We start from the raw sequence: 20198 nt of genomic DNA on the forward strand, positions 1-20198 counted from the left end.
GCTCTCGACCAGCCCACGATCGCGGCGGAGCGGGAGCGGTCAGGTGGGGATGCCGTTGACCGACACCGTGGTCGGTGGCTCGGTGCCGGCCACCGGGGCGCACCGTACCCGGCGGACCGGCAGCGGACCGTCGACGGTGACCCGCAGGGTGTCACCGTCGCGGACCGCCCGTACGGTGGTGTCGCCGTCTGAGTCGCAGACCACCGTCTCGGCGTCGACGCCACCCCAGCTCACCACCGTCACGTCGGAGAACGGGCCGTCGCCGACGGTGTCGCGTACCTCGGTGGTCGGGATCAGCGCGCCGTACCGGACGAACAGCGGCACCTGCTCCAGCGGCGCCCGCACCCGCAGGTAGCGGCCGCCGGCGTGCACCTCACCGGTCCAGTAGTCGATCCACCGCCCGGCCGGCAGGTACACCTGGCGCCGGCCGTCCGGGTTGATCATCGGAGCGACCAGCAGGTCGGTGCCGAGCCGGTACTCCAACTCCGCGCCCCAGGCCGCCGGGTCGGCCGGCGAGTCGACCAGCAGCGCCCGCAGCATCGGCGCACCGGTACGGGCGGCGGTCACCGCCGCCGAGTAGATGTAGGGCATCAGCCGGTAGCGCAGTCGGATCGCCTCGACCGCGTGCCCGGCGGCCTCGTCGGGAAAGTCCCACGGCAGCCGGCTGGTGGTGCCGTGGAAACGCACCAACGGCGACAGCGCACCGAACTGCGCCCAGCGTACGTACAGGTCAGGGGTCGGGGTGCCGTGGAAGCCGCCAGCGTCGTGACTCCAGAACGGCACGCCGGACAACCCGTGCGACAGGCCGCCGCGCAGGGTGCTGGCCATCCCCGGGTAGGTGGCGTTGACGTCGCCGCTCCACTGTGCCGCGTGCCGCTGCCCGCCGAGGAACGACGAGCGGGCCCACACCATGGCGTGCCCGGCGACCTCGCGGGTCACCGCCGCGACCGCGTCGTTGAACAGCAGGGTGTAGACGTTGTGCAACTCGACGCCGGTCATCCCGTTGTGCGCCACCGCGTCGGCCGGCACCCCTTCGGCGAAGTCGGTCTTGAACACCATGACACCCTGGCGCAACAGGTCGCGCAGCAGGCCGGTGAACCAAGCGGTGGCCGCCGGGTTGGTGAAATCGACGATGCCGCACACCGGATAGGAGCCGTGCCACACGTCGGCGATGTAGGTGGAGCCGTCCGCGCGGCGCAGGAAGTATCCGGCCGCGTCGGCCTCGGCGAACACCGGGCTACCGGTCATGACGTACGGGTTCATCCAGAGGCTGACCTTGAAGCCCTGCTCGGCGAGGGTGGCCAGCATGCCGGCCGGGTCGGGAAAGGTGCTCGTGTCCCAGGCCAGATCCGACCAGGCGCCGTCGACCTGCCAGTAGCAGTCCAGGTGCAGCACGTCGCACGGGATGCCACCGGCGCGGATTCGCCGGGCCCGCTCCAGCACCTTCTCCTGGGTGTCCACGAAGAAGCCCGAGGAGATCCAGGTGCCGAACGCCCACTTGGGCGGCAGCACCGGCCGGCCGGTGAGCCCGTCGTAGCGGTCCAGGATCTCGGCGGGGGTGGGACCGGCGATGACGTAGTAGTCGATCAGGTCGTCCGGCACCAGGATCTGTACGCAGCTGTGCGTGGACGAGCAGATGTCGAACTCGACCGGCATCCCGCTGTCGACCAGCACCCCGTAGCCCCGGTCGGACAGGTACAGCGGGATGCTCTTGTGCGAGCGGTCCGACTCGCTGCCGAAGGCGTCGAAGTTCCACATCAGCGCCCGCTGGCCGCGCTTGTCCAGCCGGGTGAACTTCTCGCCGAGCCCGACGAAGCGTTCGTCGCCGGGGGCGTCGAAGCATTCGTGGTACGCGGCGACCGAGCCGTCCACCAGGGACCGGCCGAACGGGAGGGTGCGCAGCCGGCCGCTGATGTCGCGCTCGCCCCGGTTCTGGGCGATGAGCACCCGGCCGTCGGGGCCGAGGAAACGCAGGTGCCACGGGTCGAGACGGATTTCCGCGACGACCCCTCCGGCGTCGACCCGTACCAGGTCGCCGGCCACGGTGATCCGGGCCGGGTACGGCTGAGGTCGGGGCTGGGGGTCGACCAGGGACAGCGCCCGGGCGGACCGGCTGCGCGCGTCCGGCGTGGCGCTCAGCCGCACCCGGATCACGCCCTCCCCGGCGGCGCTGACCACGACCGCCAGCGACTCACCGTCGGCGGTGGTGCCCTTGCAGGTCACTCCGGTGCCGTCGGTGCCGGAGACCTCGGCGCGCACCAGCGCGGAGAGACCCTCCTCGCCGGGCCGGCGTACCGGCAGGTCGGGCGGATCGGCCACGAACGTCTCATGGGGCACCAACGGCGGACGGTACGGCATGCGGTCTCCTCGTCGGAACCGGCGTTCCGCACCTGTCGGGACGGCCGGCATCGGGATCGACTAATTTAGTTTCTTTGCCAACCCAACAAACTGTCAACGGCGGGAGGGGTCGGCGATGCGCTGGCCGAGAGGGCTCGACGGGCTCTGCTACGGCGGGGACTACAACCCCGAACAGTGGCCGGAACAGGTCTGGACCACCGACCTGGCGTTGATGCGCCAGGCCCGGGTCAACCTGGTCACCGTTGGCGTGTTCGCCTGGTCACGGCTGGAACCGCAACCGGGGCGCTACACCGTCGACTGGCTCGACCGGGTGCTCGACCTGCTGCACCAGGGCGGGATCAAGGTCGTACTGGCCACCCCGACCGCGTCACCCCCGCCGTGGTTCTCCCTGGCCCACCCGGACGCGCTGCCGGTCACCGCCGACGGGGTACGGCTGCACCACGGCAGCCGCGACACGTACTGCGCGGCGGCTCCGGCGTACCGCGACGCGGCCCGGCGGATCGCCACCATGCTCGCCCGGCGCTACCGCGACCACCCGGCGCTGGCCATGTGGCACGTGCACAACGAGTACGGCACCACCTGTCACTGCGGGCACGTGGCCGAGGCGTTCCGGCGCTGGCTGCGGGACCGCTACGGTGAGCTGGGCAGGCTCAACGAGGCGTGGACCGGGTCGTTCTGGAGCCAGTGCTACTCGGACTGGGCCCAGGTGACCACCCCGCGCGCCACCCAGTACCTGGCCAACCCCACCCAGGTGCTGGACTTTCGTCGGTTCTGGTCCGACGAGCTGCTCGCCGCGTACGTGGAACAGCGCGACATCCTGCGCCGGCTCACCCCGGACGTGCCGGTGACCACCAACTACGTCTTCGGTGACTGGGTGCCGGTGGACCACGCCCGGTGGGCGCGGGAGGTCGATCTGGTCGCCATCGACCACTATCCGAGCGAGACCGACGGGCGGGCCGAACAGCAGACCGCTCTCGCCGCCGATCTGGCCCGCTCCTGGTCGCGACCGGCACCGGCACCGGCACCGGCACCGGCACCGGCGGCGGCGGCACACGGCGGATCCGGGGTGCCGGCGCGGCCGTGGCTGCTGATGGAAAGCGCTCCCGGCCAGATCCACCAGCACGCCGACGGCGTGTCGTACGCCAAGGAACCCGGCCGGATGCTGCGGCACAGCCTGGCCCATGTGGCCCGGGGCTCCCGGGGCGCGATGTTCTTCCAGTGGCGGGCGTCGCGCGGCGGCGCCGAGCTGTACCACTCGGCGCTGGTGCCGCACGCCGGTGCCGACAGCCGGGCCTTCCGTGAGACGGTGACGTTGGGGGAGATCCTGGCCCGGCTGGGCGACATCGACGCCGGTGCGGTGACCGCCCGCGCGGCGATCGGCTGGGACGCGGCCAGCGGCTGGGCGTTGCAGCACCCCGGCCTGCCGTCGCGGCACATCTCGTACGCCGACGAGGTGGCCGCCGCGCACCGGGCCCTGTGGCACTGTGGCATCGTCACCGATTTCGCCTGCCCGGCGGCGGTGCCCCCGGGTGCGGAGCTGGACCTGTCCGGCTACCGGATGCTGGTGCTGCCGGCGCTGTACCTGATGAGTGACGACCTGGCCGCCAGCCTCGGTCGGTGGGTGCACGACGGCGGACACCTGGTGGTCAGCTACCTCAGCGGGGTCGCCGACCCGTCCGCCCGGGTGCGCCTCGGCGGCTACCCGGGCGCGCTGCGCGACCTGCTCGGCGTACGCAGCGAGGAGTTCCTGCCGCTCGGGCCGGCGGGTACGGTCGCGCTGACCGGCGGCCGGACCGGTCGGCGATGGCGGGAAGCGGTCGAGTTGCTCGGCGCCGAAGCGGTGTACGACTACGTCGACGGGGTGCTGGCCGGCCGCCCGGCGGTGACCCGACGACCGGTCGGGGCCGGCGCGGCCTGGTACGTGTCGACCCGGCTCGACGAGCCCGGCTACCAGGAACTGCTCGCCGTCGTGGCGGCCGAGGCCGGGGTGGCGCCGGTGCTGCCGACGGCGCCGGCCGGGGTCGAGGCGGTGCGCAGGGTCGCGGGGGAATCGAGCTGGCTGTTCCTGTTCAACCACGGCTCGGCGCAGGTCACGGTCCGGGCCTCCGGCCATGATCTGCTGACCGGGATGACGGCCAGCGGCCGGGTGCGGCTGGCGCCGGGTGGGTTCGTCGTACTGCGGCAGCGGTGACCCGAGGACAGTGGCGACCCGAGTTGAATCCTTCAAATCGTGGCCTGTCGATGTTGAACTGAGGAAAGCGATTGCCCTAGCATGAGCGCCACGGGAGCCGACCCCGCGCGCCGCCGTCGCCACAGCCGACCTGATCGCGCACCGACCGCTGGCGACGCACCGACCCTGGCCTGGGCAGCCAGGACGCCCTCGGCCATGCGGTGCGAAGCTGTCGCCGCCTTCCCCGGAGTCAACCATGCGGAAATCCCGCCCCCCGTCCGTCCTCCGCTCCCTGCCCGTCCTCCGCCCGTCGTCCGGAAAGCTCCGGACGACCAGGTTGGCCGCGTTGACCGCGGTCGCCACGGTCGCCGGCGCCGGCGTCCTCACCACGATCGTCGCCACGTCCGCCGCCGCGGCCGCCGGCTGCGCGGTCGACTACCGCGTCACCAACCAGTGGCCCGGTGGATTCGGCGCCAGCGTGACCATCACCAACCTTGGTGATCCGCTCAACTCCTGGCGGCTGACCTGGGCCTTCGGCGCCGGTCAGACGATCACACAGGCGTGGAACGCCACCGTGACGCAAAACGGTGCCCAGGTGAGCGCCGACAACGTCAGTTACAACGGCAACCTGGGCACCAACGCCAGCACCTCGTTCGGTTTCAACGGATCCTGGAACAACAGCAGCAACCCGGTGCCGGACAGCTTCGCGCTCAACGGCGTCACCTGCACCGGCGGGGTGGCGCCCACCACCACCCCACCCCCGACGACGGCACCGCCGACCACCCCACCCCCGACGACGGCACCCCCGACCACCCCGCCGCCGACCACGGCACCCCCGACGACGCCACCACCCACCCCGGGACCGGGCGCCAAGCAGATGGAAGATCTCGACCGAGGTGTGATCAGTGTCCGGTCCGGCTCCGGCAACCTGGTTTCCTGGCGCCTGCTCGGCACCGAGGCGGCCAGCACCGGGTTCCACGTCTACCGCGGGTCGACCCGGCTCACCTCGACGACGATCACCAATTCGACCAACTACTACGACTCCGGCGCCGCGGCCAGCGCCAGTTACACGGTCCGGGCCGTGGCCGGCGGTGTCGAGCAGCCCGCCTCGCCGCCGTCGTTGACCTTCGCCAACGGCTACCTCGACGTACCGCTGCAGGTGCCGGCGGGTGGCAGCACGCCGTCGGGGGAGGCCTACACCTACTCGGCCAACGACGCCAGCGTCGGTGACCTCGACGGCGACGGCCAGTACGAGATCGTGCTCAAGTGGGACCCGTCGAACGCCAAGGACAACTCGCAGTCCGGCTACACCGGCAACGTCTACGTCGACGCGTACGAGTTGACCGGCTCCCGCCTGTGGCGTATCGACCTGGGACGCAACATCCGGGCCGGCGCCCACTACACCCAGTTCCAGGTGTACGACTACGACGGCGACGGCCGGGCCGAGGTGGCGATGAAGACCGCCGACGGCACCCGCGACGCCCGCGGTACGGTGATCGGCAGCGCCAGCGCCGACCACCGCAACTCCTCAGGCTACGTCCTCGCCGGGCCGGAGTACCTGACCATGTTCGACGGCCAGAGCGGCGCCGCCGTGTCGACCGTCAGCTACGTGCCGGCCCGGGGCAACGTGTCGTCGTGGGGCGACTCGTACGGCAACCGGGTGGACCGCTTCCTCGCCGGCACCGCCTATCTCGACGGGCAGCGTCCGTCGCTGATCATGTCGCGTGGCTACTACACCCGAACGGTCATCGTCGCCTGGGACTTCCGTAACGGCAGCCTGACCCAGCGCTGGGTGTTCGACTCCAACAGCTCCGGCAACGGCAGCTACGCCGGGCAGGGCAACCACTCGTTGTCCATCGCCGACGTCGACGCCGACGGCCGGGACGAGATCGTCTTCGGCGGCGCGACCATCGACGACAACGGCCGGGGCCTGTGGAACACCAGCCTGAACCACGGTGACGCCGGCCACGTCGGCGATCTCGATCCCGGCCGCGCCGGACTGGAGTACTTCAAGGTGCAGGAGGACGGGGCGAAGCCGTCCTCGGCGCTGGTCGACGCCCGGACCGGGCAGATCATCTGGCAGACCCCGACCGGCGGCGACAACGGCCGAGGCGTGTCGGCCGATATCTGGGCCGGCAGCGCCGGAGCCGAGTCCTGGTCGGCCTCGGTCAGTGAGCTGCGGTCACCATCCGGGTCCACCGTCGGGCGCAAGCCGTCGTCGATCAACTTCGTGATCTGGTGGGACGGTGACCCGGTGCGGGAACTGCTGGATCAGACCCGCATCGACAAGTACGGCACGTCCGGCGACAGCCGGCTGCTGACCGGATCCGACGTGGCGTCGAACAACGGCACCAAGGCCACCCCGGCGTTGTCGGCGGACCTGTTCGGCGACTGGCGCGAGGAGGTGATCTGGCGGACGAGCGACTCGCGCGCGTTGCGCATCTACGCCACCGGGCACACCACGGACCGGCGGATCCACACCCTGATGCACGACGCGCAGTACCGGGTGGCCATCGCCTGGCAGAACACGGCCTACAACCAGCCGCCACATCCGTCGTTCTTCATCGGCGACAACATGCCCACCCCGCCACAGCCCAACGTCTACCTGCGCTGAGCTGGCCCGACGGCTGAACAAGACGTTGGCGGGGGACCGGAACCCGGCCCCCCGCCAACGGACGCGACGACATCCACCCCACGCGTGATCTCGTGCGTCGAACCATCACCTGGCACAAACCTTAGCCAGCCGATGGTCGCGTGGCGGTGACCAGCTGATGAAGCTCCTGTTTCGCGATCGGCGGGTCCGTGTCGACGGTCACCCGACCCAGGTCAGGTCGGCACGAGCTCGAACGAGTCACGTCAGCACGAGCTCGAACGAGCGCACCCGGTCCTCGATGTCGTACACCATCGTGGTCAGCATCAACTCGTCGGCGCCGGTGCGTTCGCGCAGGTCGGCGAGTGCCCGTCGGACGGTCTGCGGCGATCCGATCGCCTGGCCCGCCAGCCGCTGGCGCACGAAGTCGCGCTCCAGATCGGTGTACGGGTAGGCGGCCGCGTCCTGCGGGCTGGCCATCGGTTCCGGTCGTCCGGTGCGCAACCGCAGGAACGACAGGCCGGCCGGGCCGGACAGCCACTCGGCCCGCTCGTCGGTCTCGGCGCAGACCACGTTGACCGCGACCATCGCGTACGGCCGGTCCAGCCACTGCGAGGCGCGGAAATGCTGCCGGTACAGCGCCAGCGCCGGCAGCGTGTTCGCCGCGCTGAAATGATGCGCGAACGAGAACGGCAGCCCCAGCGCACCCGCCAGCTGGGCGCTGAATCCGCTCGAACCGAGCAGCCAGATCGCCGGCATCTGCCCGGCCCCCGGCGTCGCGGTGATCGCGCCCGGGTCGCCGCGGAAGTAGCTGATCAACGCCGCCAGCTCCTGCGGGAACGACTCCGCCGTCAACCCGGCCATCGTGCGGCGCAGCGCCAGCGCGGTCGCCTGGTCGGTGCCGGGCGCGCGGCCGATGCCCAGGTCGATCCGGCCGGGGTGCAGCGCCTCCAGGGTGCCGAACTGTTCGGCGACCACCAGCGGTGGATGGTTGGGCAGCATCACCCCGCCGGAACCGACCCGGATCGTGGCGGTGGCCGCGGCCAGATGGGCGAGCAGCACGGCCGGGGCGGCGCTGGCGATCGCCGGCATGTTGTGGTGCTCGGCCACCCAGAACCGGTGGTAGCCGAGCTGCTCCACCCGGCGGGCCAGTTCGGTGGTGTGCCGCAGCGCCGCGCCGGTGGTTGCGCCGGCGGCGACTGGGGCGAGGTCGAGGACGGAAAGCGGTACGTCGGTCACACCGCAGCCCAACCACGCGGCCAGCGGCGATCTTCCCGGCGGTGGTCCGGCGGGCCCGGTGACGTCACCGGGCCCGCCAGGTGTCGGGTTAGCCTCTGCGGCGGACCGGTGGCGCAGCGCCGCCGGGCGATGCGAGGAGCTGGCTGATGCGGATCGTGGACGCCCGGGTGATCGTGACCTGCCCGGGGCGAAACTTCGTCACCTTGAAGATCGTCACCGCCGACGGGGTGACCGGCGTCGGTGACGCCACGCTCAACGGCCGGGAACTCGCCGTCGCCAGCTACCTGCGCGATCATGTGGTGCCGACGCTGATCGGGCGGGACGCGACCCGGATCGAGGACACCTGGCAGTATCTGTACCGGGGCGCGTACTGGCGGCGGGGCCCGGTGACGATGAGTGCCATCGCGGCGGTGGATACCGCGTTATGGGACATCAAGGGCAAAACCGCCGGATTGCCGGTCTACCAACTGCTCGGCGGCCGGTGCCGCGACGGAGTGACCGTCTACGGCCACGCCAACGGGGAGACCGTCACCGAGGTGCTCGCCGAGGTGGCCCGCTACGTCGATCTGGGCTACCAGGCGGTCCGCGTCCAGTCCGGTGTACCCGGGCTGACGACGACCTACGGCGTCGGCAAGGACCGGATGTTCTACGAGCCGGCCGACGCTGCGGTCCCCACCGAGGCCACCTGGTCGACCGAGCGCTACCTGGTGCACGTGCCGCAGGTGTTCGCCTCGGTGCGTGACGAGTTCGGCCCCCACCTGCGGTTGCTGCACGACGCCCACCACCGGCTCACCCCGATCGAGGCGGCCCGGCTGGGCAAGGACCTGGAACCGTACCGGCTGACCTGGTTGGAGGATCCGGTGCCGGCCGAGCTGCAGGAGGGTTTCCGGCTGATCCGCCAGCACACCACGACTCCGATCGCGGTGGGCGAGGTCTTCAACACCATCTTCGACTGCCAGCAGCTCATCCGGGAACAGCTGATCGACTACGTCCGTACCACCGTGGTGCGCGCCGGTGGCATCAGCCACCTGCGGCGCATCTTCGACTACGCCGCGCTGCACCACGTACGCAGCGGGTCGCACGGCGCCACCGACCTGTCGCCGGTGTGCATGGCCGCCGCCCTGCACGTCGACCTGAGTATCCCCAACTTCGGGCTACAGGAGTACATGCGGCACACGGAGGACACCGACGCGGTGTTTGCCCACTCGTACCACTTCGCCGACGGCTACCTGCATCCGGGCGAGGAGCCCGGCCTCGGGGTCGACATCGACGAGTCCGCGGCGGCCCGCTACCCGTACCGGCCGGCGTCGTTGCCGGTCAACCGGCTGGCCGACGGCACCATGCACAACTGGTGACGCGGGCGCGGTGCGGCGACCGCGGTAGCCACCCGGCTCGCAGCTCAGCCCTGGTCCCGGTCGTCGGTCGTGGTCCGGTCGTCGGTCGCGCCGCTGAGCACGGCCACGATCCGACGGGTCACGGCCTCGGCCCTGGCCGGGGCGAGGCCGGCGCGTCGGGCCAGCCACCGGCAGTGCCGACCGATTCGCTCGGCTTCCGTCGACGACAGCACCGGGACGAGGCTGTACTCCCCGGCGGGAGCTCGGCGCCGGTACAGCCGCCAGGCCAGTCGCCAGCGTGACCACCGGTCGGTGCCGGGCACGTCGAACGCGCCGCTGGTGACTCCGTCGAGGATGACGAGGACGAGCTGTGGCGTGAGTGGATTGCGTGCCGCGTTCATCGCGGTGGCGCTGCGCCCGCGCGACCAGCCGAGCACCGCCCGGACGATGCGTCGGCGTGTCGCGGGAACCGTATGGTACGAGTGAGTGGCGACCGACAGCACCGCCCGGTCCACCGCGTCCTCCGGATCGAACAACACCGGTGCCAACCGGTAGATCGGGCGTGGCGGACACCCGCGTTCGGCACCGGCACCGGCACCGGCACCGGCGGAGTCGGAGTCGGGGCCGGGCCACCCGGGTGCCGCCATCAACAGCTCACCGTCAGCGTCACCCGGCGGTTCAACTGGTCGGACCGGGGGTCCGGCGGGGCGTCCGGGGTCGGGTACGGCCCCCAACCGGCACCGGTGGCGCGAATCCGTCCCGCGGCAACGCCGAGGTCGACGAGAATCGCCTTGACCCGGTCGGCGCGCTGCTGGGACAGGCCGGTGCCGGTCGCGCTCCGGCTGCCGTAGTGGGCCACCGTGCCGACCAGCTCGACCGTCGCGCTCGGATGTTCGGTGAATCGCGCGGCGACCTGCGCCAACGTCGAGCGGGCGGCGGCGAGGTCGGCGAGCTCGGCGCTTTCCGGCGCGAACCCGACGGCCCCGTCGTCCCACAGGATGAGGTCCAGGTCACAGGTGGGCGGCAGGGTCGCCACCGCGCCGACGTCCACCGAGGCGACAGCCGGCTCCTCGGTCGCCGCGACCTTCGTGTTCGCCTCCTCGGCGACGGTGACCTCGACGGCCCCGCTCGCCTCGGCGATCTGCGTCCACAGGGCGACCAGCCGCCGACGCCGGGCGTCGTCCAGATCGGGCTGAGGTGCCGCCGTGTAGCCGATCCCGGCCAGGACCACCCGCCGGTCGGTCAGGTCGGGCAGCAGGTCACGCTGCCGCAGGTCCGCCACGACGGCGCCCGGATCCGCGTCGAGCAGCGCCGGGTTCTCCGCGAAGTTCAGCGGTGCGACGGTCTGCAGGCCCGAGTCGACGAGCAGCACGGTGCCGCCCGGAGGCCCCACGGTCGCCGCGTAGCTGAGCGCCCGCAGCGGGTCCGCCTCGGGCTGCACCGACCGCACGTCCGCCAGCGCCGCGTGCACGAAAGCCTGGTACGCCCGCCGCTCCGCCGCCTTGCCGTTGGTGCTCTGCGCTTCCTGGTTGAAACGCATCCCGCAGGCGATGGTGGGATCGCCGTCGACCCGGATCGCGGTGAAGCCCTGTTCGGCGTCCATCACCTGGTCCAGTGCCTCGTCGAGGGAGGAGGGCAGCACCGGAGCCGGGCTGTTGGCCCGGGCCCCGATCGCCACGGCCAGGCCGGCCACGGCGGTGTCCGGGCAGCCCGATCGCTCCGACGCCCCGCAGCCGGCGAGCAGGCCGGCCAGGACGACGAGCGCGGCGGTGCCCGCGAGACTGCGGTCAGGTCTGGTTGACATCTCTAGCTCCTGTTCGGGTGGTGGGGCGGTGTGGGATCGGCGGGCGGCGCCTCAGCCGGGGCCGTCGCCGGTTCCGGCGGAGCCGGCCGCGATGCGGGGGCGTTCCACCTGCCGGTGCCGCGTCGGCCGTTGCTCGGCCAGGCCGAGTTGGTGTTGCGTGTGTCGGGGCCGGTCGGCTCCGCCGGGCCGGCCGGTGCCGTGCGGCCGGCGTCGCGCGTCGGACCGTGCTGGCGTAGCGGTCGCCAGTCCGGCTGGGTCATGCCGTCGGTCGCCGACGGGTTGTTCAGGTGAGCGGCGATCAGGATCTCCGAGTAGCGCTTCAGCTCCTCGGTGAAGGCGAGCCGGCGGTCACGTTCCGCCGCGTAGCAGGCGTCGTCGCGGACCACACTGAGCCGGTGCATCTCGTAGACGTGCTTGGCCCGCTCGACGGGCGGGTGCAAAGAGCGCAGCTTCCTGACCGCCCGCCGGTGACCGCGCAGCGCGCGGCGGTAGCCGGACCGTAGTGGGTTGTGGCTGAAGAACTCGCCGAGCGCCGCGACCAGACCGGACGCCAGATAGAGCGCACCGAACAGCAGCGCCCCGGCCACCTGTTCCTGCCGGCCGCCGCCGGAGTCGAAGTCGGTCGCGCCACCACCGGTGTCGACGGTGGCCAGCAGGCGTACGGCGACGGCGGCGGCCCCGAGCACCGCCCATGGGACGACGCACAGCGCGAGTCCCCAGCGGTTCGCGCCACCGTAGCCGGCCAGCATGTCGCGGGCGATCCGGCCGGCGAAGTGGGCCAGCATCACCGCCGCGACGGTCAGGCCGGCGACCAGCATGAGGTGGAGCCGGTCCGCCAGGTCGGCGAAGAGCAGCGTGACGACCTGGTAGAACGCCACGACGTCGGCACCGGCGGCGATCATCAGCGGGACGAGGTAGAACAGCTCCGCCACGGAGCGGCCGGACACCTCCGCCGGGCCCTGGTACGAAAAGCGCGGCTCGGGGCGGGCATCGGCCAGGGCTGCCGCGCGGCCCGTGTCTTCGTCAGCAGCGGTCATCGGTCACTCCATCTCGTCCGTACGCTGATCCGTACGCTGATCCGTACGCCGACCCGCAGGCCGACCCGCACGGCCGTTCGCGCGGCCGATCCCACCGTTGACGTCCGGACCGTGCAGACCCAGGTCGATGGGGCCGATCGCGGAGCGCCGTGCCTCGGCGCTGAACGGGTTCGGTTGCGCATCGACCCGGTCGGCGGGGCTGTGGCCGGTCAGCTCCTCGAAGGCGAGCGCCAGCGCGGTCTCGGCGTGGCTGGCCCGTACGGCGGCGGACTTGAGCCGCTCCCAGCGTCGGACCAACTCCTCGGCCGCCATGCCGAGCAACACCCGACCGACGGCGCGACGCTCGTCACGCGCCACGTCGAGCTCGGCGAGGCTCTGCTCGCCGAGCTCGTTGATGAGATTGGCGAGCACCTGGCGGGAGCCGGCGTCCAGGGCGCCCTGCTGCAACGATCCGATCAGCTCCCGTACCCGGGCCCGGTCGGCGTCGAGCTGGTGTTCGGGGCGCTCGTACGCCGGCGGCACGAGCAGGTCGAGCGGCGTGCCACCGCGACTGGCGAAGGCCGGGCGGCGAACCGCCCGCGCAGTGTCGCGGCGACGCCGCGGCCACGCGACGATCGGCATCTCAGGACACCGCCGCACGGGTGTGCCACGCCGGGGCGTCGGCGGGTGGCGCCGTGGTCGCCGGCTGATGGTCGGCGCGCAGCCACCGCGGTGGCTGCGGCCAGGTCGGGCGCAGCAGAGTGTTGAGCCGGGCACCCTGCGGGTGCCGCCGGACCAGCCGGGTCAGGTACGCCGCCTCCCGGCGCCGCACGTACGCCTCGATCATCGCGGCGCGTCGCTGGGTGACCCGTAGCCTGATCGCGATCTGCTCGTCGAGGTACGCGATTCGGGTCTGGGTCGCGTGCAGCGCCTCGACGAGCCGACCGACCTCGGCGGCGACGCGCTCCCGGCGGTCGGCCTGCTCACGGCGTCGGCGTTGGGCCACGATCGCCGCGTCGGTGTGCTGCTCCCCGGCGAGTCGGACGGTGGTGTCGGGCGGCTGGTCGGCTTGGCGTAGCCGGTCGCGGGCCGGCGCCAGCTGCTCGACGAACGCGTCCCGCTGTGCCTCGGCGTTACGCCGTCCGGCTGTCAGATCGGCGACTTCGGCCTGGTAGACGATCCACTCCTTCTCCCATCGGCCGGCCCCGAGCTGGCCGAGGAACATCATCCGGGGGGTGTTCAGGTGGGGTTCCGTGTCGGCGGGCGTCGACCCGGCCCGGGCGTCCTCCGGCGGCAGCTGAGGGATCCCTTTCCGGGCGTCCCGAGTGGCGCACCACCAGTCGGTGAGACGGGCGAACGGCCCGTACGGGATGGCCCGTTCCGATCGCTTGGTCCATCGGCGGCTTCGCCGACGTGCATCTCTTCTGCTCATCGATGCTCCAAAGTGGTCGACATCAGTCCGGCGCCGGGCCGGCCGCAGGGCGAGGGCGCAGGGCGAGGGCGCAGGCGGGAAAGGGTCGTCACGAAACGGCGGTCGTCGTCGCGACCCGGGTGCGCCGTTGGCCGGTGACGCCGCCGAGGACCTCGCCGTGGACGACGACGGAGTCGAGCAGGCCACGGTGCTGCCAGCCGATCGCCCCGGTCGGTACGACGGCGTACGTCCGGGTGTGGTCGGCCCGCCTCAGCGCGGCGTCGAGCGTCGCCGGGTCGTCCAAGAGAACCGTGGACGGCAGGTCACGATCGCCGAGTCCGCGCCGGGCGAAGCCGAGCGGCTTGCGTTCGGCCTGCTCTCGCTGCGTGGTGTGGGTCGTCATCGAGCCGGGGACGTCCACCGCCTCGTCGAGGTAGACCGGGCCGGTCACCCGCCGTGGTCCGGCCAGCACCGAGGTCGCCAGACTCCGCGGCTTGTCGTGCTCCGCGCAGGCGATCAGGGCGGCGAGCGACGCGATCGGGGCGAGCGGCGCCAGTAGCAGCCGCAGCCGCAGCGACCACCGGGACATCCGTCGACCTGGTGGCGGCTGACGGGGCGCGTGGGACAACGGGGATCGGGTGAAGACGTCGTGTCGGATGGACCAGGCGGGGTGGGTCATGTGGTTCGGCTCCTGGGGCGGCCGTGGACCTGACGCATCCGAGTGTTGCCACGGCCCGCCCCGCTGCCATCACGTGAACGCGTGCACTTCGCGTGGTGCCGTGTCGCGCAGCAGGTCGCCCAGCGCCTTGACGCTGCGCGACGGTGCGGTCTGTCCGGCCCGGATCACCACCAGATCCTCGGCGGCACACGCGGGCGGCGCGGCGTCGAGCGTCGCGGCCAGCCGAGGATACCGGTGCGCCCAGTCGCGTACCTCGTCGACCAGCGCGGCTTCCACGTCGGACCCGGACATCGGCCGGGCGGCGAGCCTGGCGAGCAGCCGCTCCCGGTGCGGCCAGTACGACCACACCTTCGTCTCGTCGAGCAGTTGACTGATCGCGTCGGACCGGTGGTAGCACAGGGCGAGCTGGATCGAGTCGCAGGCCCCGTCCTGGATGAGGTCCCGGATCAGCGGGTGCCGTGCCTGCCCGCCGGTGACCTCGTAGAACGTGCTGCGGTTGCCCAGCGGCGCGGCGGCGTCCACCACGCTGCGCCAGGTGAGGGTGTGCTCCGGTTGTCGGGCCACCAGGTCGGCCACCGACCGGAAGTAGATTGTCTTGGTCCGCCAGTGACTCCGCCTGCCGGACTGGTTGCTCGTCAGCCGGCGGTGCCACCGGCTGACGACCGTGTTCCGCAGCAGGTCCGGGGTGATTTCGCTCATCGTGCCCGCTCTTCTCGACGGCCGTGGACGCCTATGAGCCTGGCGAAGGTGGCCGTCGGGGCACCATCACGTGTTTACGTGGTCTGGTGACCGGTGACCCGGTCGAGCACGGCCGGCCAGTTGTCCGGCACGGTGGCGGACCGCCAGGCGATGTGCTGGTCCGGGCGGACCAGCACCAGTGGACGGTCCCAGCAGGACCGTACGGCCACGTCCTCGGTCGACAGGTGCGCCATCGGCACGCCCTGGCTGCGCGCCGCGTCGACGAGTCGGCCACCTGCCGCGTCCGGAGTCAGGTCGACCAGGGTGAACTCCGGGCCGAACCGGTCGAACATCGCGGAGCCGTCGAGCAGCCGTACGGTCGGAGCCCTGCTACCCGGCCAGGTCGCCGACCTCGATCCACGGACGCCGTCCAGCGGCTCGGGCTCCGGCCAGATCACGGCCGAGTGGCCGTACTGATGACCGGAGTGCAGGTCGAGATCGCCGATCTGCGGCAATTCCTGACGCATCAACCGCACCAGGAACTCACTGGTCGCGCCTGCGGCGTGCAGGCGGCGGTACCTGCGCAGGGTTTCCTGCGCCCGGGCGAGAATCTCCCGGTCGATGAGCGCCCCCGAACGGCGCTCCATCTCGTAGCTGGCCAGCAGCGCCGGTCCACCCCACCCGTTGATCATGGCGGCCAGTTTCCAGCCGAGGTTGACGGCGTCGCCGATGCTGGTGTCCACCCGGTCGGTCACCGGGTGGAACGGGTGGGCGGCCTCGCCGGCGAGATAGACCGGCCCCCGGCCGTACCTGGTGGCGACCGAGAGCGCGGCGTCCCATTCCGTGACACCGAGCACCTCGGGTCGGTCGAGCTGGATTCCGAGCCGCCGCCGTAGCGTGTCCACCGGATCCGTGGCCGGTCCACTCCCGGCCACCGGTAGGTGCCCGATCCAGGTGCCGTCGCCGGTGGGGGAGAGCAGCACCATGTCTCCGATGACCAGGGTGCGCTGTGCGTGGCTGCGCGGCCGCAGTCGTGGGTCGTGACTGCGGAAGTGCACCGAACAGTACCGCTGGGACGGCCCGAGCCGGTCCAGCGTGATGTCCAGGCAGCTACGCACGGTACTGCGCGCGCCGTCGCAGCCGACGACGTACGTCGCCGTCACGGCGTGGCGGTGCCCGGAGTGACCGGCGAGGACGCTACCCACCGCGCCGTCGCCGTCGACCCGTAGCCCGGTGAAGGTCCAGCCCTCCCGCAGGTCGATGAGCCGGTCCCGGCGCATCGCGTCGCGCAGCTCAGTGGCCAGCGCCGTCGCGGACACCTGGGCGTACGGTTCCAGCGTGGTCCGGCCGTCAGCGGTGAACGCGTGTCGCCGATTGGGCGGGCGACGGGTCAGGTAGACCGGGGGATGATCGAGATCCTCGGTCCACTCCACCCGGCAGGGACGGCTCGGATCGACCTCGCGTTGGCGGATCCGGTCGGCCAGCCCCAGCCGGCGGAGCAGTTCCATGCTGCGGCTGCCGAGGACTTCCAGCGTCGGCGTCCGGAGTCCGCGAACGGCGCGTTCGACGACCATGCACGGGATCTTGTGATGGGCCAGTTCCAGCGCGAGCGTCGCGCCGACCACGCCGGCGCCGACGACGAGCACCCGGGTGCGCAGCGGTGACATCGCCATGAGTCCAATCTCCAGTCGCGCAGAGTGATGTGGTCTCTCCACTCCGCTATGCTTGGGGTTCGGGCCGTCCGGCGCATCACGTACTTCCGGGATTGTCCCGCAGGTCCTCGGCGATCAACCTGGCCAGCTCCGCCCGTCGCCGTACCCCGAGCTTGATGAAGATCTTCCGCAGGTGGCTGTCGACGGTGTGGCGCGACAGGTACAACTTCTTGGCGGCGTCCCGGTTCGTGGTGCCTTTGCCGATTTCGAGGGCGACCACCCGCTCGGCCGAGGTCAGCTTGTCCAGTCGGGAACCGACACGTCCGCCGTCAAGCCCACGGCCACCGCGGAATCGACCGGCCAGCCGGGCGACGATCCGATGCGCGCCGATGTCGGTGGCGATGCGTGCCGCCTCCTCGGCGAGATCTTCGCGGTCGGGGTCGTCCGGTCCGGTCAGCGCCGCGTCGGCCAGGGCGCCGGCCAGCGCCGTCCGTCGCGGAGTCCGTCGGAACTCGTCGACCGCGGTGCGCAACGCCCGCGGATCGGATCGCAGCACCCCGTCAGCCTGTGCGGCCGCCGCGACGAGCGAGCGCACCTGTGGATTGCGGCCGGCCAGGCCACGGGCGGCGGTGACGACCAACCGTGCGCGACGCTGGTCGTCGGCCCGGGTCGCGATCCGCACCAGCGTCGCGGCCGCCGCCGGCTCCTGGCTGATCAGCACCGGACGGTCCGGCAGCGTGTCGTACAACCCGGCCAGCACCGCCATCGCCGCGTCCGCCCCGTCGGTGGCGTCGAGCAGCATCCCCTCGGCCCAGACCACATCTTCGGCGGCGGCGGTGACGCCGGTGGCCATCCGCCGGCGCATGTCGGCGCGATGACCGTGGGCCTGCTCAAGGTCGTCGCGCAGCACCGAGATCCGGATCAGCATGCCGAGCAGCGGCACGGCGAGCTGAACAGCGGTCGATCCGTCCGCGATCGACACGCCGGTCGTGGCCTCGGCGTGGGCGTCGTCCAACTGACCCCGGGCGATCAGCGCCGACGTGTTGTAGTAGTGCCACAACGGCGTCGACCAGGCGGTGCCCAACCGTTCGGACTCCGCGCGCCCCCGCCCCAGCGCCGACTCCGCTTCGTCGAACCGGTCCGCCGCCAGCAGGGCGTTGCTCAACCAGATGCGCGGGTGCCGGTGCGCGGCTTCGCCCTTGACCCGGTCGGCGATGTCGGTGGCCTGCTGTGCGTACGCCAGCGAGTCGGCCAACCGTCCCTGGGCCTGCGCGACGAGGCTGCGCGCCGCCAGGCCGAACACCGCCGCCGCGCCCACCTCGGTCGCCGCCTGCGCGTCGTGGGCCGCCGCCGCGGAGGAGTCGGCACCGGCGAGATCGCCCATGTAGAACTGGGCGTGGGCGCGGATCGCCAGGAGCCTGCCCCGGGTCGCGTCGGGCAGATTCGCGAGGCGTATGGCCCGGTCGGCGTACTCGACGGCGGTGCGGTTCTGTCCGGCGTGTTTGAAGGCCTCGGCGAGACCGAGAAGCAACGTCGCCTCGGTCGGCGGGTCGAGGCCGGCGTGTAGGGCCGCCTCGCCGAGGCGGTGCGCCGCGTCGAGCCGGCTCGACGCGGCGAGTAGGCCCACCGCGTCGGCGATCAACCGAGGCCGCAGCGGATCGGACTCGGCCAGCACGTCCAGCGCGGACAGGATCAGATCCGCCGCGGTGCTCGGTGCCGCGTCGCGGACCTGGCGGGCGGCCTCGCGCAGCATGCCCACTGCTTCGTTGGTGGACCTGCCGCCCTTGATCAGGTGCTCGGCCACCTCGACCGGGGACCGCCCCTCGTCGTGGGCCACCTTCGCCGCCTCGCGGTGGTGCACGGTGCGCGCCGCCGGTCCCATCGCGTCGTAGATGGCCAGACGTACCTCCTGATGGTTGAAGGTGAGCCCGTCGGCGCTGTCGACCAGCAGGTCGGCCCGGGTGGCCTCGGCGATCTGTGGCAGCAGCGCGGTGGGCCGCACGCCGAGCAGCCGGGCGAGCGCGTCCACGCTGAACGGCCGACCGAGCACCGACGCCGCCCGGACCATGCGCTGGGTATCCACCGTCAGTCCGCCGACCATCTGGTCGATGACGGTCACGAAACTGGACGGCAGCTCCCCACCCACCACTGTGGCCACGCCGTCGCTGACGATCAGCTGGCCGGTCATCCGCAGGCTGCGCATCAGCTGCACGATCAGCAGTGGGACACCGTTGCACCCGCTGGCCAGGGCGAGGACGGTGTGGTCGACCTCGGCGCCGGCCAGTTGGGCACACAGGCGCGCCACCGCGTCCTCGTCGAGGCGGCGCAGCTCGATCTGCGCGGTGTCCTGCCGGGCCAGCGCGTCGACCAGGCGACCGCCCGGAGTGTCGGCCGGTACCGGTCGGCGGGCCATCAGCCACCGCACCGGCGCGGCGGTCAGACCGGTGATCAGCCTTGCGACGGCCAGGGCGCTCAGCTCGTCGATCCACTGGGCGTCGTCGATGGCCACCACGAGGGGACACGCGGCGGTGTATTCCTCGAACGCCTCGACCAGCCGCTCGACCCTGCGGTACGGGTCGATCTGATCCTGTCGCAGCCAGTCGAACGACTGCGTCTCGGGCTCGATCCGACGCAGTGTGGAGGCGAGGGTGATCAGCGGGGCCGCGCGGTCCAACTCGGTCGCCGCGAAGTGGACACGCGCCACACCGAGCTCGGCGGCGTACTCGATCGCGGTTCTCAGCAGATGTGACTTGCCGATTCCCGCCGGGCCGGTAACCACCGTGCAACCACCGACCCCGTCCGCGGCATCGGTAATAGCGCTATGCAGCGTTCCCAGTTCCCACTGGCGGCCGAAGATGGTCAGGTCGATCACCCCGAAGTGTCGTGCGTGAATAGTGCAGGTGATTGTCGACTGTTTCGATGATCGACATGATTGCCCATTCGGGCGAGTCGATCATCGCCGTCAGGTGTCGTTCGCCGGCTGTCGGTCCGGGTCAGCCGGCTCAACGTGGACCGAACAGCCGAGGGGAGGCGTCACTGCCGGTCCCTCGGTCACACCAACCGTCGTTCTCGCCGACACGCCTCGTCGGCTGGCTTCAGCGTAGCCGCGTGCCGCCATCGGCCGTCCCGGCGGACTACCGTCGGGAATTGTCTCGGCGCGTCCCGGTGGTCGGTCGGTGCGCCGGCCGGGATTCCACCGGCACGACTACTCGAACGAGTAGTCCGTGGTCGGCTGCTCGTCCGAGTAGTGGAGTCCGGCGCCGGCGG

Annotated in this window: 14 protein-coding genes; 3 read left to right on the plus strand and 11 right to left on the minus strand. The window is 71.8% G+C overall.

The features are described from left to right. Positions 1–39 precede the first annotated feature (39 nt). Positions 40–2358: a TIM-barrel domain-containing protein gene (locus ACN27F_RS30930; protein WP_421438994.1), complete on the minus strand. Its 2319-nt coding sequence runs from the start codon at positions 2356–2358 to the stop codon at positions 40–42. A gap of 115 nt (positions 2359–2473) precedes the next feature. Between ACN27F_RS30930 and ACN27F_RS30935 the strand changes: the two genes are divergently transcribed. Next, positions 2474–4549, plus strand: coding sequence for a beta-galactosidase (locus ACN27F_RS30935; RefSeq protein ID WP_421438995.1), 2076 nt, complete (start codon positions 2474–2476; stop codon positions 4547–4549). A gap of 325 nt (positions 4550–4874) precedes the next feature. Beyond that, on the plus strand, positions 4875–7142 hold the full coding sequence (locus tag ACN27F_RS30940) for a cellulose binding domain-containing protein (protein WP_421438996.1): 2268 nt from the start codon (positions 4875–4877) through the stop codon (positions 7140–7142). Between the two features lie 237 nt (positions 7143–7379). Here the strand turns inward: ACN27F_RS30940 and ACN27F_RS30945 are convergent, their stop codons facing one another. Beyond that, a complete protein-coding gene (locus ACN27F_RS30945) occupies positions 7380–8357 on the minus strand; it encodes an LLM class flavin-dependent oxidoreductase (protein ID WP_421438997.1) in 978 nt (325 codons plus the stop codon). Positions 8358–8503: 146 nt separating this feature from the next. Between ACN27F_RS30945 and manD the strand changes: the two genes are divergently transcribed. Then, positions 8504–9712, plus strand: coding sequence for a D-mannonate dehydratase ManD (manD, locus tag ACN27F_RS30950; protein ID WP_421438998.1), 1209 nt, complete (start codon positions 8504–8506; stop codon positions 9710–9712). A 44-nt stretch (positions 9713–9756) separates the two neighbouring features. Here manD and ACN27F_RS30955 read toward each other — a convergent pair whose 3' ends face one another. The 9 genes from ACN27F_RS30955 to ACN27F_RS30995 form a co-directional block, all read right to left on the minus strand. Then, positions 9757–10338, minus strand: a complete 582-nt coding sequence (locus ACN27F_RS30955) for a hypothetical protein (protein ID WP_421438999.1) — start codon at positions 10336–10338, stop codon at positions 9757–9759. Then, positions 10338–11495: an OmpA family protein gene (locus tag ACN27F_RS30960; protein WP_421439000.1), complete on the minus strand. Its 1158-nt coding sequence runs from the start codon at positions 11493–11495 to the stop codon at positions 10338–10340. The genes ACN27F_RS30955 and ACN27F_RS30960 overlap by 1 nt, the downstream gene beginning before the upstream one ends. A 2-nt stretch (positions 11496–11497) precedes the next feature. Then, on the minus strand, positions 11498–12532 hold the full coding sequence (locus tag ACN27F_RS30965) for a hypothetical protein (protein WP_421439001.1): 1035 nt from the start codon (positions 12530–12532) through the stop codon (positions 11498–11500). A 3-nt stretch (positions 12533–12535) separates the two neighbouring features. Beyond that, on the minus strand, positions 12536–13153 hold the full coding sequence (locus ACN27F_RS30970; RefSeq protein ID WP_421439002.1) for a hypothetical protein: 618 nt from the start codon (positions 13151–13153) through the stop codon (positions 12536–12538). Between the two features lies 1 nt (position 13154). Then, positions 13155–13943 carry a hypothetical protein gene (locus ACN27F_RS30975; RefSeq protein WP_421439003.1) on the minus strand — a complete coding sequence of 263 codons (789 nt, stop codon included), beginning with the start codon at positions 13941–13943 and terminating at the stop codon, positions 13155–13157. A gap of 88 nt (positions 13944–14031) precedes the next feature. Then, a complete protein-coding gene (locus tag ACN27F_RS30980; RefSeq protein WP_421439004.1) occupies positions 14032–14601 on the minus strand; it encodes a hypothetical protein in 570 nt (189 codons plus the stop codon). A gap of 69 nt (positions 14602–14670) precedes the next feature. Next, positions 14671–15300, minus strand: coding sequence for a hypothetical protein (locus ACN27F_RS30985; RefSeq protein ID WP_421439005.1), 630 nt, complete (start codon positions 15298–15300; stop codon positions 14671–14673). Between the two features lie 74 nt (positions 15301–15374). Further along, positions 15375–16952 (minus strand): FAD-dependent monooxygenase, encoded by a 1578-nt coding sequence (locus ACN27F_RS30990; RefSeq protein WP_421439006.1) that lies wholly within the window; start codon positions 16950–16952, stop codon positions 15375–15377. Positions 16953–17028: 76 nt separating this feature from the next. Beyond that, positions 17029–19803, minus strand: a complete 2775-nt coding sequence (locus ACN27F_RS30995; RefSeq protein WP_421439007.1) for a helix-turn-helix transcriptional regulator — start codon at positions 19801–19803, stop codon at positions 17029–17031. Positions 19804–20198: the final 395 nt, after the last annotated feature.

Origin of the sequence: Solwaraspora sp. WMMB335 (assembly GCF_049179075.1) — a bacterium.
GTDB lineage: Bacteria > Actinomycetota > Actinomycetes > Mycobacteriales > Micromonosporaceae > Micromonospora_E.

Excerpts from the sequence above, each read along its gene's own strand:
- ACN27F_RS30970 (WP_421439002.1), bottom strand. The coding sequence starts at position 13,153 with ATGCCGATCGTCGCGTGGCCGCGGCGTCGCCGCGACACTGCGCGGGCG.
- ACN27F_RS30985 (WP_421439005.1), bottom strand. The coding sequence starts at position 15,300 with ATGAGCGAAATCACCCCGGACCTGCTGCGGAACACGGTCGTCAGCCGG.
- ACN27F_RS30980 (WP_421439004.1), bottom strand. The coding sequence starts at position 14,601 with ATGACCCACCCCGCCTGGTCCATCCGACACGACGTCTTCACCCGATCC.
- ACN27F_RS30965 (WP_421439001.1), bottom strand. The coding sequence starts at position 12,532 with ATGACCGCTGCTGACGAAGACACGGGCCGCGCGGCAGCCCTGGCCGAT.
- ACN27F_RS30935 (WP_421438995.1), top strand. The coding sequence starts at position 2,474 with ATGCGCTGGCCGAGAGGGCTCGACGGGCTCTGCTACGGCGGGGACTAC.
- ACN27F_RS30930 (WP_421438994.1), bottom strand. The coding sequence starts at position 2,358 with ATGCCGTACCGTCCGCCGTTGGTGCCCCATGAGACGTTCGTGGCCGAT.
- manD (WP_421438998.1), top strand. The coding sequence starts at position 8,504 with ATGCGGATCGTGGACGCCCGGGTGATCGTGACCTGCCCGGGGCGAAAC.
- ACN27F_RS30960 (WP_421439000.1), bottom strand. The coding sequence starts at position 11,495 with ATGTCAACCAGACCTGACCGCAGTCTCGCGGGCACCGCCGCGCTCGTC.
- ACN27F_RS30975 (WP_421439003.1), bottom strand. The coding sequence starts at position 13,943 with ATGAGCAGAAGAGATGCACGTCGGCGAAGCCGCCGATGGACCAAGCGA.
- ACN27F_RS30990 (WP_421439006.1), bottom strand. The coding sequence starts at position 16,952 with ATGGCGATGTCACCGCTGCGCACCCGGGTGCTCGTCGTCGGCGCCGGC.
- ACN27F_RS30955 (WP_421438999.1), bottom strand. The coding sequence starts at position 10,338 with ATGGCGGCACCCGGGTGGCCCGGCCCCGACTCCGACTCCGCCGGTGCC.